Origin of the sequence: Gilliamella sp. wkB195 (genome assembly GCF_001690445.1) — a bacterium.
GTDB classification, from domain to species: domain Bacteria; phylum Pseudomonadota; class Gammaproteobacteria; order Enterobacterales; family Orbaceae; genus Gilliamella; species Gilliamella apicola_E.
Genome location: NZ_LZGP01000034.1, coordinates 88,151 through 101,351 on the forward strand (window position 1 = coordinate 88,151; position 13,201 = coordinate 101,351).

General features: G+C 35.1%; 11 protein-coding genes. 3 read left to right on the top strand and 8 right to left on the bottom strand.

The genetic code is table 11. The features are described 5' to 3' along the window. Positions 1-5: 5 nt before the first annotated feature. Positions 6-3,218, top strand: coding sequence for an efflux RND transporter permease subunit (locus A9G08_RS09205; RefSeq protein WP_065563410.1), 3,213 nt, complete (start codon positions 6-8; stop codon positions 3,216-3,218). A 173-nt stretch (positions 3,219-3,391) separates the two neighbouring features. On the opposite strand, the gene ruvC is transcribed toward A9G08_RS09205, so the two are convergent. The 7 genes from ruvC to A9G08_RS09240 form a co-directional block, all read right to left on the bottom strand. Next, positions 3,392-3,880: a crossover junction endodeoxyribonuclease RuvC gene (gene ruvC / locus A9G08_RS09210; RefSeq protein ID WP_065563411.1), complete on the bottom strand. Its 489-nt coding sequence runs from the start codon at positions 3,878-3,880 to the stop codon at positions 3,392-3,394. Beyond that, a complete protein-coding gene (locus A9G08_RS09215; protein ID WP_065563412.1) occupies positions 3,880-4,623 on the bottom strand; it encodes a YebC/PmpR family DNA-binding transcriptional regulator in 744 nt (247 codons plus the stop codon). The genes ruvC and A9G08_RS09215 overlap by 1 nt, the downstream gene beginning before the upstream one ends. Before the next feature lie 369 nt (positions 4,624-4,992). Further along, positions 4,993-5,289, bottom strand: a complete 297-nt coding sequence (fis, locus tag A9G08_RS09220) for a DNA-binding transcriptional regulator Fis (RefSeq protein ID WP_034883623.1) — start codon at positions 5,287-5,289, stop codon at positions 4,993-4,995. Between the two features lie 16 nt (positions 5,290-5,305). Continuing rightward, positions 5,306-6,304 (bottom strand): tRNA dihydrouridine synthase DusB, encoded by a 999-nt coding sequence (gene dusB / locus A9G08_RS09225; RefSeq protein WP_065563413.1) that lies wholly within the window; start codon positions 6,302-6,304, stop codon positions 5,306-5,308. A 36-nt stretch (positions 6,305-6,340) separates the two neighbouring features. Further along, on the bottom strand, positions 6,341-7,207 hold the full coding sequence (gene prmA / locus A9G08_RS09230) for a 50S ribosomal protein L11 methyltransferase (RefSeq protein ID WP_065563414.1): 867 nt from the start codon (positions 7,205-7,207) through the stop codon (positions 6,341-6,343). After that, complete coding sequence (gene panF, locus A9G08_RS09235) at positions 7,182-8,633, bottom strand: sodium/pantothenate symporter (RefSeq protein WP_065563415.1); 1,452 nt, start codon at positions 8,631-8,633, stop codon at positions 7,182-7,184. Before panF ends, prmA begins: the two co-directional genes overlap by 26 nt. Before the next feature lie 10 nt (positions 8,634-8,643). Continuing rightward, positions 8,644-8,871, bottom strand: coding sequence for a YhdT family protein (locus tag A9G08_RS09240; protein WP_065563416.1), 228 nt, complete (start codon positions 8,869-8,871; stop codon positions 8,644-8,646). A 171-nt stretch (positions 8,872-9,042) separates the two neighbouring features. On the opposite strand from A9G08_RS09240, the gene ilvC reads away from it, so the two are divergent. Both ilvC and A9G08_RS09250 read left to right on the top strand, forming a co-directional pair. Further along, positions 9,043-10,521 (top strand): ketol-acid reductoisomerase, encoded by a 1,479-nt coding sequence (gene ilvC, locus A9G08_RS09245; protein ID WP_065563417.1) that lies wholly within the window; start codon positions 9,043-9,045, stop codon positions 10,519-10,521. Positions 10,522-10,816: 295 nt separating this feature from the next. Then, a complete protein-coding gene (locus tag A9G08_RS09250) occupies positions 10,817-11,398 on the top strand; it encodes a cell division protein ZapC (RefSeq protein WP_218058463.1) in 582 nt (193 codons plus the stop codon). Between the two features lie 63 nt (positions 11,399-11,461). Here the strand turns inward: A9G08_RS09250 and A9G08_RS09255 are convergent, their stop codons facing one another. Continuing rightward, positions 11,462-13,123: a tetratricopeptide repeat protein gene (locus A9G08_RS09255; protein WP_065563418.1), complete on the bottom strand. Its 1,662-nt coding sequence runs from the start codon at positions 13,121-13,123 to the stop codon at positions 11,462-11,464. Positions 13,124-13,201 lie beyond the last annotated feature (78 nt).

Below are 13,201 nucleotides of genomic sequence, written 5' to 3' on the forward strand. Positions count from 1 at the left end.
TAATTATGGCTAAGTTTTTTATTGATAGACCTGTTTTTGCATGGGTAATTGCTATCATGATGATGCTGGGCGGTGCTTTGTGTATTAAGTTACTTGCTGTTGAACAGTATCCTGATATTGCACCACCTGCTGTTACGGTTTCTGCTGTTTATCCAGGTGCTGATGCACAAACAATTGAAAATACAGTGACGCAGTTAATTGAGCAAAACTTAACTGGTTTGGATAATTTGATTTATATGAAATCAACCAGTAGTGCTCAAGGTGTGGTACAAACTACGTTAACTTTTGCACCAGGTACTAGCCCTGATTTTGCTCAGGTACAGGTATTAAATAAGGTAGAAAGTATTAAATCTCGTCTACCAGAAAGTGTTCAAAAAAATGGGGTTTCGGTTGCTAAAAATAACACCAACTTCTTAAAAGTTATCGGCTTTTACTCAACCAATCCTCAAAAAACACAAGCAGATATAGCTGACTTTATTTATTCAACTGTACAAGATCAGATTCGTCGTGTACAAGGGGTAGGTGATACGCAATTATTTGGTTCTGAATATGCAATGCGTATTTGGTTAGATCCAAATAAACTTAATTATTTTAATCTGTCGATTGAAGAAATTATTGGTGCTATCCAAGCGCAAAATGCACAGGTTACTGCAGGGCAATTAGGTGCTTTACCAGCCACTGAAGGGCAAGAACTTAATGCTACCATTACTGCTCAATCACGTTTAAAAACACCGGAGCAATTTCAAAATATTTTACTTCGTGTTAATACAGATGGTTCAAATGTTTTATTAAAAGATGTAGCTAAAGTTGAAATTGGTGCAGCTGATTATAATTTCCTTTCTCGTTATGATGGTAAACCATCAGCTGGTTTAGGTATTTATTTAGCAACAGGTGCTAACCAACTTGATACATCTGAGAAAGTTGACAAAAAAATTGAAGAGTTATCTCATATTTTTCCTGAGGATATTAAATTTGCGTATCCTTATGATACAACACCATTTGTTAAATTATCGATCAACAATGTAGTACATACCTTAATCGAAGCAATCATTTTGGTTGTTATCGTTATGTATGTGTTTTTACAAAATCTGCGTTCTACACTTATTCCAACCATCACCGTACCGGTAGTATTGTTAGGTACGTTTGCGGTTCTCTATATCTGTGGATTTACCATTAATACGTTATCTATGTTTGCCATGGTACTTGCCATTGGTCTTCTGGTCGATGATGCCATTGTGGTTATTGAGAACGTTGAACGTATTATGCATGATGAAGGGCTTTCGCCTTATGATGCAACCGTTAAATCGATGGAACAAATTACTTCTGCTTTAGTTGGTATTGCCGTGGTACTTTCAGCGGTATTCGTACCAATGGCATTTTATGGTGGTGCAGCAGGGGGGATTTATCGTCAATTTTCAATCACTATTGTAACGTCAATGTCATTATCAGTGGTGATGGCAATTGTGTTAACACCAGCACTTTGTGCTCAAATTTTAAAAGCGCCGTCAAAAAGCAAAATTAAGAAAGCTACGATTGGTGAAAAATTAGAAAGTGTGCCGCCATTTAGCTGGCTTTCAATTGGAACTAAATGGTTCTTCAGTAAGTTTAATAATATATATAACAAAAGTTTACATGCCTATGAAAAAGGTGTAATTAAATTTATTCGATATCCTCTCGTTTCATTTATTTGCTATGCGTTAATTGTTGTTGCTTTAATATTTGGCTTTAATCGCTTACCAACTGGCTTCTTACCGAATGAAGATCAGGGTGTATTAATTGTCATGGTTGAATTACCACCAGGTTCTACATTAGAACAAACCATGGGCGTTTTGAATAAAACCTCTAAATTCTATATGGAGAAAAAGGCTGACTCAGTGAAGGAAATCTTTACCGTTGCTGGTTTTAGTATGGTTGGTCGTGGTCAAAATATGGGGCTTGGCTTTATTCGATTAAAAGATTGGGATGAGCGTACTCGCCCAGACCAAAAAGTTGATGCCTTAGTTGGTAGTGGTTGGGGATTTGCTTCAACAATAACTGAAGGTCGTGTCATTATTACCAATGTACCAGCAGTACCGTCACTTGGTATGGCTAATGGTTTCTCATATATGTTAAAAGATACCTCTGGCTTAGGACATGATGCATTGATGGGCGCATTTTTCCAACTATTGAGACAAGCTTCTCAAAATCCTAACTTACAACAAGTTCGTCCTGGTAGTATGTTAGATGTTCCACAGTATAAAATTAATGTGGATTTCGAAACGGCTCAAGCGCTTGGTGTTGCGGTAAGTAGTGTTAATACCGTGCTTTCAACTGCATTAGGTTCAGCTTATATTGATGACTTTGTTTATAACAACCGTGTTAAAAAGGTTTATTTACAATCTGATGCGGCTTATCGAATGCTTCCTGATGATTTTAGTTTCTGGCATGTAAAAAATCAAAAAGGTGAAATGGTACCTTACGATGCTTTTGCAACCACAACGAAAAGTTATGGCTCACCATCACTTGTTCGTTATGATGGTGTAGCGGCAATGGGTATTAGTGGTTCGGCAGCCCCTGGGTTGAGTTCTGGTCAGGCTATGGCGACTATGGAAGAATTATCTAAAAACTTACCTAAGGGCTTCTCATTTGACTGGACAGATATTTCTTATCAAGAACGTCAAACAGGTTCTCAAACTACAACACTTTATTATATTTCAATCATTGTGGTGTTCTTGTCGTTAGCAGCTCTATATGAAAGCTGGACAGTGCCTATTTCGATCCTATTTGTGATCCCATTAGGTATTATCGGTACCGTATATGCGACGATGTTTAGAGGTCTTGATAACGATATTTACTTTATTGTTGGACTTTTAACTACGATGGGCTTATCGGCTAAGAATGCTATTTTGATTGTGGAATTTGCTAAAGATGCACTTGAAAAAGAAGGTAAATCATTAATCGATGCAACGTTAGAAGCTTGTCGTCTACGTTTACGTCCAATCTTAATGACTTCGTTTGCTTTCATTCTTGGTGTGTATCCATTAGCAACAAGTAGTGGTGCTGGTTCTGTAAGCCAGAATGCGGTAGGTACAGGGGTAATCGGCGGTATGTTGACAGCAACATTCTTGGCGATATTCTATGTTCCGCTATTCTTCTTATTTGTAACTAAATTATTTACTAAACATAAGAATAAAGTCGTATTGCCAACTAACTTTACAGGCAACACTGAAAATAAATAACCAATAGGTTAGATTTAAAAAGCACCAATAGTCTTGGTGCTTTTTTTATGTGCTTTTTGGATTAATCTTTTAAACGATAATTAAGTTTGTATTCAGTTAAATTTTGCGTTGAGGAGCGGGGTTTTTGAGTGATATAAAACAGATATTGAGGTGATTTTTTTAAAGATTGGACTTTATCGATGTGATTTAACTAAGTGTTGGGTCATATGCGCATGGGTAATCGCAATTGCGAGCGCATCAGCGGCATCTGCTTGAGGGCTTGCAGGTAGTTTAAGTAATAACTTAACCATGTGCTGTACTTGCTTTTTATCCGCTGCTCCTGTTCCAACTACGCTTTGCTTAACTAATCGCGCGGCATATTCAAAAACGGGTAAATCATTATTAACCGCTGCAACAATGGCAGAACCTCGTGCTTGACCTAATTTTAGTGCGGAATCGGCATTATGAGCCATAAACACTTGTTCAATAGCAAACATGTCTGGTTGAAATTGGAGGATGATTTCGCTTACTCCGGCGTAGACACGTTTTAAACGCGTTGGTAAGTCATCAACTGCAGTACGGATACAACCACTGCCAAGATAGGTTAGTTGTCGTCCCGTTTGGCGAATTACACCGTAACCCGTCAAACGAGAACCTGGGTCAATCCCCAGAATGATAGTCATTAGAGCGCTGCTGCAACTTCGTCTGACACTTCTCCGTTATGATAAACTTCTTGAACATCATCACAATCTTCAAGCATGTCAATAAGACGTAGTAGTTTTGGTGCAGACTCTATATCCAAATCAACTTTAGTGGCTGGAATCATTGAAACTTCAGCTGATTCAGCGACTAAGCCTGCTGCATCTAGTGCATCTTTAACTTCACCGAATGATTCAGGTGTCGTAAATACATCAATAGCACCATCGTCATATGTCACAACATCATCAGCACCAGCTTCAAGCGCAGCATCCATGACTTGATCTTCGTCAGTTCCAGTTGGATATGAGATAACGCCTTTTTTGGTGAATAAGTAAGATACAGAACCATCAGTACCTAGGTTTCCACCCGTTTTAGTAAAAGCATGACGAACTTCTGATACCGTGCGGTTACGATTATCACTTAAGCATTCTACCATTACTGCCGTACCTGCTGGTCCATAACCTTCATAGATGATAGTTTCCATATTAGTATCATCTTCACCACCAACACCACGAGCAATTGCTCTGTTCATGGTATCTCGAGTCATGTTGTTAGATAATGCTTTGTCCATAGCAGCTCGTAGACGAGGGTTAGACGCTGGATCGCCACCACCAAGTTTTGCTGCTGTTACAAGTTCGCGAATAATTTTGGTAAAGATTTTACCGCGCTTAGCATCTTGAGCTGCTTTGCGATGTTTGGTATTGGCCCATTTACTATGACCTGCCATAAAATTCTCCAGATTAAATAATTTAAAAATCGAGCTATTTTAACAAACTTTTAGCTAAAGTTCATTATCAATCTCTTTATTCCTTTTCTGCTGTTAATAATAAAGTTTTTATTAGAGTCATTTCAATAAAAGTTGAGTATGTGGATATACAACATTGGTCTTATTTATTGCTGAAAGTTTGAAAAAAATAGTACTTATAGGTATATAACGTTAAATTGTATTAATAATTAAAAAATCGCTCTATAAGCTTTGTGCAACACTTGTTTAGTGCTCTTAGGCTTGAATAAATTTTTAGTTAGTAAAAAATAAAAAAAGCGCCCTATCAAGCAGCGCTTTTAATCTATTAAATAATATGGTTTAAAATTTTTACTAACTCATTCCATATTGTTTTAATTTTTTGCGTAGAGTACCACGGTTGATACCAAGCATATTTGCTGCTCGAGTTTGATTGCCACGAGTATATTGCATAACCATATCAAGGAATGGGTGTTCAACTTCAGCTAACACTAATTCGTATAGATCAGTAGGATCTTCACCATTTAATTGTGATAAATAGTTTTTTAAAGCTTGTTTTACCGAATCTCGTAAAGGCTTTTGTGTTATTTGGTCTTGAGAGTTTACAGTTGTAAATTTAAGTGCTGCAGCTGTAACGCGTTGTTCTGACATAGTATTTTTAACTCTTTTATTTGTTTCTAATTTGACTAAAAAATGCTTTTAGTGTTTTTACTTGCTCACTTGTATTGCTAAGTACACTAAATAAGCGCCTGAATTGATCACTATCAGCATAACTCTTGGTATACCAATTTACATGCTTTCTGGCAATCCTTAATCCTTTGTATTCTCCATAAAATTGATAAAGATCTTCAAGGTGTGTTAACACAATTTGTTCGACTTCATCAATTGTTTTATTTTTTTTTAACTGTCCGTGTGCTAAATAGAATGCAATTTCTTCAAATATCCAAGGTCGCCCCTGTGCCGCTCGGCCGATCATTATACCATCAGCTTGCGTATATTTGAAAACATCTTTTGCTTGTTCTGGTGTACAAATATCACCATTTGCAATTACCGGAATCGTTACCTTTTCTTTCACTGCTTTTATGGAGTCATATTCGACTTCTCCATTGAATAAGCATGCACGACTTCGCCCATGAATAGTAATAGCCTTTATGCCACAATCCTGCGCAATTTGTGCGATTTCAATGCAATTTCTATTATTTTTATCCCATCCAGTCCGAGTTTTTAGTGTTACTGGCACATCAACTGAGCCAACAACTTTTTGCAAAATATTTTTTATTAAATCTGGATGCTGCATTAATGCAGAACCAGCTAATTTTTTATTTACTTTTTTAGCAGGGCATCCCATATTAATATCAATTAATTGAGCACCATGTTTGACATTAAATTCAGCAGCTCTAGCCATTTCATCTGGATCTGAGCCAACAATTTGGACTGCACGTATACCAACATCATCAGTTGAAATCATTCTTAATGCTGATTTGTCAGTATGCCATACATCTGAATTAGCTAAAAACATTTCAGAAATAGTCATTCCTGCACCGAAGCGATGACATAAATTTCTAAATGGTTTATCGCTTATTCCTGCCATAGGGGCCGCAATTAAATTGTTTTTTAATGTGACCTTGCCAATGCTAAGCAAATTAAGGTCGGCTATATTACGCATTTTTCCTCTAAGTTAAAAGGGGGTAATGTCACATTTTTACTTTTTTTTACCAGTAATTCGGCACCACTCTTCTTGCTCAATAATAGGATCAAGTTCAAAATGAGTCTGATATGCTTCATATACACTTTGAGATTGAGTGGCTAAAATACCTGATAATCCTAGTTTTCCATTAGTTTTTACAAGGTTATTGATCTGTGGTTCAAGTTCTTTTAAAGGACCTGCTAATATGTTTGCGACAACAACATCTGCTTGTAAATTATTAGGAAGATCTTTTGCTAAATATAGTTCAATTTTTTCACTAACATTATTTCGCTCAGCATTGTCACGACTTGCTTGGATCGCTTGAGGATCAATATCTACTCCAATGACTCGCTTAGCGCCTAATTTTAATGCAGCAATGGCTAAAATGCCTGATCCGCAACCATAGTCAATCACAATCTTGTTGTTTAGATCTAGACTATCTAACCAAGTTAAGCATAATGCTGTTGTCGGGTGGGTCCCCGTTCCAAATGCTAGACCTGGATCTAACATTACGTTGACTGCATTAGGATCAGGAATGTCTCGCCAACTAGGGCATATCCATAATCTTTTACCAAACTGCATTGGATGAAAGTTATCCATCCACTCTCTTTCCCAATCTTTATCTTCTAGCTGTTCTATTTTATAAGAATATTGGTTGAGATTTAGTATCGCTTTTAATTCATCAATATCTATTTGAGCATCATAAAGTCCAACTACGTCGGTGTTTCCCCAAAGTTTCGTTTCACCAGGTAAAGGTTCGAAAACAGGGTTATCATAAGTGTCTTGAAAAGTGACTGATGCAGCACCTGATTCTTCTAGTTGCTCGCTGATTTGTTCAGCTAATTCATTAGTAGTGTTAATTCTGAGTTGAATCCAAGGCATAGTTTTTTCCTGTTTGGCCAAATAGGTTGGCAATAATAAATACAACTAATCCGATCAGTAACGATGGTATGATTGGATGGAAAGCATAAATCTTAATGTTATAAACAGCGAGAAGAGTATAGCTTATTGCACCAGCTAACATTGAGCAAAGTGCCCCTGTTGCATTCGCTTTTTTCCAGTATAATCCGAGTACTAATGGCCATAAAAATACTGCTTCAAGTCCACCAAATGCGAGTAAATTAAGCCAGATGATCATTTCGGGTGGTTTCCATGCGGCTAATATCAATAATCCACCAAAGAAATAGGTAATGGTAACTGATAATCGAGTTAGCATTTTATCACTAAATTTGGTATTTGGTCTTATCGTTAGGAATAGATCTTTAATAATAACCGATGATACTTGTAGTAGTTGGGCATTAATTGTGGACATTATAGCTGAAAGTGGCGCAGCCAAAAAGATTCCTGCAGCCAAAGGAGGCATAACTTTTATAATTAATGTGGGTACAATTTGATCCGGAATCGTTAAATCACTCACTATCGCACGACCGAGTGCTCCAGATAAATGCATAGTTAACATGATGATTGTTACAACTATAGTACCAATAATAATACCTTGGTGTACCGCTTTACTATCTTTATAGGCCATGCAACGAACAGCAGTATGGGGTAAACCAACAACACCAAAGCAGACTAAAACCCAAAAAGAAGCCATAAAAGGGAAGTCCATAAAATTATTTGGTCCTTGTGGTGTTAATAAAGCCGGATCGATTGTATATAAACGGTCAATAATATTTGTAATCCCACCACCAGCGTAAATAATGGCGACTAAAAGTAAAATGGCACCGATTATCATAACTAAGCCTTGGAAAGCATCATTTAAAATGCTGGCTCTAAAACCACCAAAAGCCGTATATATTACTGTGCCGAATCCAAAAATAATTAATCCATTGTCATAAGGAATACCGACAGATGATTCTAATAAACGGGCTCCTCCTACAAATTGTACTGTCATCGCACCAACAAAAGCAGTAATTAAAGCGATACTTGCAAACCATACAATCATTTTACTTTTATAATGAGAATAGAGCATATCACTAAGCGTTATTGCATTGTATTTACGGGCTAAAATAGCAAACTTTTTACCTAAAATGCCCAGTGATAGTAATACAGTAGGGACTTGGATCATAGATAAAAGCACCCAGCCAAGTCCATATTTATAAGCAGCCCCTGGCCCACCAATGAATGAACTGGCACTAATATAAGTTGCAGCCAAGGTCATCGCCAGTAAAAAACCGCCCATGGTGCGATTACCAATAAAATAGTCAGTAAATTGGTTTACTTTCTTTCTTTTTATATAAGCGTAAATTGATAACGCAAATACAAATATAAGGTAAATAATAAGAGGAAGAATAATATCTAATTGCACGCTTAATGGCCTATTCTAATGGAATATTTTTGAATTGTTTTTTTACCACAATATAACATAACAAGATAAAACCGAATGGTACCATTATACATGACAGCTCAAACCATAATGGTAAACCTATGAAACCTTTTTGATCTTTTAAACTATAAGCACTAATTACCCATGCAGCGAAATAGATAAGAGTAAGTAACAATGAAAGCTTTGCTTCTTTATTAGCCTGCTTGTAACGAGTATCCATATTAAATAAATGGTTAATTAATTTGGGGGGACTTAGAGTAAAAGAAAGTGTTTAACTTGGCAAGCTTATTGCAATTTATGCAATATAGTGTTCTAAATATATCAATTTTCGCAATTATGATTTTACGCTATAGTGCTCTGATTAAAAATAATTCAACTCATGGAGAGAATAATGTCTAACTATTTTAATACATTAAATTTACGCGAAAAATTAGAACAACTAGGTCAGTGCCGTTTTATGGCTCGTGATGAATTTGCATCAGAAGCTAATTTTTTAAAAGGCAAAAAGATTGTGATCGTTGGTTGTGGTGCTCAAGGTCTTAACCAAGGGCTAAATATGCGCGATTCTGGTTTAGATATTTCTTACGCTTTACGTAAAGAAGCTATTGCAGAAAAAAGAGCATCATGGAAAAAAGCAACAGAAAATGGCTTTAAAGTAGGAACTTATGAGGAATTAATTCCTACCGCTGATTTAGTTATCAACTTAACTCCAGATAAGCAACATTCAGCTGTAGTTCAAGCGGTTCAACCATTGATGAAAAAAGGTGCTGCATTAGGTTATTCACACGGTTTTAACATCGTTGAAGTTGGCGAAAAAATTCGCCCAGATATCACCGTTGTGATGGTTGCACCAAAATGTCCTGGAACAGAAGTTCGTGAAGAGTATAAACGTGGATTTGGTGTGCCAACGCTGATTGCTGTCCATCCTGAAAATGATCCTAAAGGCGAAGGTTTAGCAATTGCTAAAGCGTGGGCTGCTGCAACAGGTGGTCATAGAGCGGGTGTTTTACAGTCTTCTTTTGTTGCTGAAGTTAAATCTGATCTTATGGGTGAACAAACGATCTTATGTGGTATGTTGCAAACTGGATCATTACTTTGCTTTGATAAACTTGTCGCAGATGGCGTTGATCCTGCATATGCTTGTAAATTATTACAATTTGGTTGGGAAACGATCACTGAAGCATTAAAACAAGGTGGTATTACGTTAATGATGGATCGTTTATCTAATCCTGCTAAATTACGTGCGAATGCATTAGCTAAAGAATTAAAAGTGATCATGACTGATCTTTACCGTAAACATATGGATGATATTATTTCCGGCGAATTCTCATCAACGATGATGAAAGATTGGGCTAACGATGATGTTAACTTATTAAAATGGCGTAAAGAAACGGGTGAAACTGCATTCGAAAAAGCTGCCGAATATCAAGGTAAGATTGACGAACAAGCTTACTTTGATCAAGGTGTTGTTATGGTAGCAATGGTTAAAGCAGGGGTTGAACTTGCATTTGAAACTATGCTTGAATCTGGTATTTTACCTGAATCAGCTTATTATGAATCACTACATGAGTTACCACTTATTGCAAATACAATAGCTCGTAAACGTTTGTATGAAATGAATGTGGTTATTTCTGATACCGCTGAATATGGTAACTATTTATTTGCTAATGCAGCTGTTCCATTATTAAAAGAGAAATTCATGCCAATGTTACAAGTAGGTGACTTAGGTAAAACTATACCTGAAGGCAGTGTTGACAATGCACAATTACGTGATGTTAATGAAGCTATTCGTCACCATCCAATTGAGATCGTTGGGCGTAAACTTCGTAGCTATATGACAGATATGAAAAGGATCAATGTAGCAAGTTAATTGATCTTAATCAGTTATGAAAAAGGTGCTAATAAGCACCTTTTTTTATGTCTAAAGTATCTTAACATCAAGCTTTAACTGCATTTAATATTTTGTAAAATTACGATTTGATCACAAAGGATCAAGGATCAAAAAAAGGATCTAACTTAGATCATTCGGATCCTTCTAAAATTTTCATAAAACTTTTAAAAATTAAATAATTAAAAATTTTTTATTTTAACTTTTTATTTATTTTTTATATTAGTTATGGTATATTTTGTTCAAATTTAGTTCAATTTGTAAGGATAAAATATCAATGAAAATGGCTTTTCGACCAACTGATAGCTGGCGTTGGTATTTTGATAAAGAATACGACAGCTTAATGCTTGAAATTTCATCAGAAATGTTATTTCGTTGTAATTATGCAAGCAAAATATTAATACCAGATGTATTTGATGAGTTTTCGTTTTCTGTTGATGACGCGACGGCTTATTATCTATTTTATGATAGTTGCCAATCTTTAGCTTTAAGTGACTCTCAAAAAATTGAATTATCAATCAATGCAATCGTAGCTTCAAATTTTTTAAAACCACAAATGCCTAAGAGTTGGTATTTTTCTCAGCAACCTATGCTGTATAATCCAAAAGTTGCTGATATTGTGGAGGTAAACTTGCAAGAATCAGGTCAACGAGTATGTTTATTGGTTGTTGAAGCTGGTGAAAACGCATCGCTTTGTATTATTGCACAACCTACGTTCATCGCTATGAACAAAACTTTCTATTTTTCAGAAGCGATTAAAGTGATGAATGATAGATTAGCTTTAGCTCAGTCGTTCATAAAAACAGAAAACGCCACAGCTTTGGATAATGAGCAGTTAGAATTAAAAGCGATTTCTTAATTAACATAGTTTAAAATGGGTAGTCTACTACCTATTTACCCTTTAAAACTTATCTTTTATTGTTTAATACATCATAAAAGGATTTTTATCCGACGTTAGCTGTAAATCTATTTCACCTCCATTAATACCTTGATCAGCTGCTTTTTGTAAATAATCCCTTCCTGCTTCCCATAAGTCAAAATGTCGAGTAAACATCCAACCGACTCTGGATTGAGCATACATATCATTATTTTCTAAATCACGTTGTAATTGTCGATTTTTTCTTAATTCATCTAAGGTTGAACAAGTCGCCGATAGATATTCTTCTTCTATATCAAAGCAATATCTATTGTACCAATAAATTGCTTGATGAAAATCCTGGGGCAAAAGATAACCGACCATATACATATTGGATAATGTCTTTTGAGAATCAGGGAATCCAGCCTTTGCAGATTCATTCAACCAATAAATTTTTTTATCCTTATCCCTATGCTTATAATAAAGTTTCTCCATGATTTTCGGATCTTTAACGTAGTTCACATATTTAGTATAATTTTCCACGATTTTTTGATCTTGCTCATCATCAGTAAGTCTAGTCTTATAATATAAGTCAGCTATGTGAAGAAATAATTTATGATCATTATCCGCAGCATAAGTGTAAAAATAAATGGCGGTCAAATATTTATGACGCTTTTCAAACCATTCAGCGATTTTCGTGGCGGTTTTAGGATCAGGTTTATCTTTATCGAACTTTTCCAATAACGGATAGAGTTCTTTATGGTATGAATATTTGAGATTGTTCTTATACATTTCACATGCTGGAGAAGAAGACAATGCGCAAGCCTTTTTAAAATACATTAAAGCTTTGTTCATTTTAACTTCATTTAAATAGTAGCCACTCAAATAAAGTAAGGAAGGAATATCCCCTCGAAATGCGTTATCTTGCATACCATCCAAGATACTTTTATCAACCTCAGTGTTTCTCTTTTTATAAATTTCTTCATCAAACAGATATTCATAATTCAATAAAGTATCAATTCGATCTTCAATTTTAGCAAGAGCAATAAAGTAGGGTAAAGATGGTTCACCAATATCTCTAGCTTCAGAAAATTTCCAAAGTGCTCTACCATAAGCTCTATCAATAGATTTACCAGTAAGATATGCTTGACCAATTAAAAAAGATACATAACCATTTACTTTTTGATTATTTTCTTTTTCCATATATTCAATAAAATCATGAAAATAATAGTAATTAGGATTTTTTCTACTATCTTCTAAAGTCATTACTAATTTAATGGTGTTGAAATCACCATTCATTATTGCAATTCGAATTAATGATAATCCTTTATCTATTAATTTAGGTTTTATGAAAACGTTTATTATGTCAATTTCTAGGTTTTTACATCTATAAGACAAGTAATTATTACGATCATCCTCTTCACCATACACACCATAATAGATATCATTAGTCAAAATAAATTGGTTTTTCCAAGTTGATACTAAATCATGAATGTTATGAATTTTATTGCAACTTTTGTTGTGAAGTGTATTAGCCAATTCAATATAACTCATCCCTAGCTGAGTAAGATAAGTTAGATTTGTTGTATTGCCTTCTTCTAATTCTTTAAGGACTTTCTCTTCTTTTTTTTCCTTTATATCGTCAAAAACCATTTTATAATGATCTAAAGAAAATACAGATGTAGAAAGGGAACCGAGAAGTATAAATAAAAATAATTTTTTTAACATCCAATGTAGCCTAATATTTATTTCATTATTTTAATAAATTAAATTCTTTGTCTTATAATAAAAATTATTATTTTTCTA

Bases quoted from the DNA above. Each gene is read 5' to 3' on its own strand.
- A9G08_RS09240 (WP_065563416.1), bottom strand. From the start codon at position 8,871: ATGGATACTCGTTACAAGCAGGCTAATAAAGAAGCAAAGCTTTCATTG.
- ilvC (WP_065563417.1), top strand. From the start codon at position 9,043: ATGTCTAACTATTTTAATACATTAAATTTACGCGAAAAATTAGAACAA.
- fis (WP_034883623.1), bottom strand. From the start codon at position 5,289: ATGTCAGAACAACGCGTTACAGCTGCAGCACTTAAATTTACAACTGTA.
- dusB (WP_065563413.1), bottom strand. From the start codon at position 6,304: ATGCGTAATATAGCCGACCTTAATTTGCTTAGCATTGGCAAGGTCACA.
- A9G08_RS09205 (WP_065563410.1), top strand. From the start codon at position 6: ATGGCTAAGTTTTTTATTGATAGACCTGTTTTTGCATGGGTAATTGCT.
- A9G08_RS09255 (WP_065563418.1), bottom strand. From the start codon at position 13,123: ATGTTAAAAAAATTATTTTTATTTATACTTCTCGGTTCCCTTTCTACA.
- prmA (WP_065563414.1), bottom strand. From the start codon at position 7,207: ATGCCTTGGATTCAACTCAGAATTAACACTACTAATGAATTAGCTGAA.
- ruvC (WP_065563411.1), bottom strand. From the start codon at position 3,880: ATGACTATCATTCTGGGGATTGACCCAGGTTCTCGTTTGACGGGTTAC.
- A9G08_RS09250 (WP_218058463.1), top strand. From the start codon at position 10,817: ATGAAAATGGCTTTTCGACCAACTGATAGCTGGCGTTGGTATTTTGAT.
- A9G08_RS09215 (WP_065563412.1), bottom strand. From the start codon at position 4,623: ATGGCAGGTCATAGTAAATGGGCCAATACCAAACATCGCAAAGCAGCT.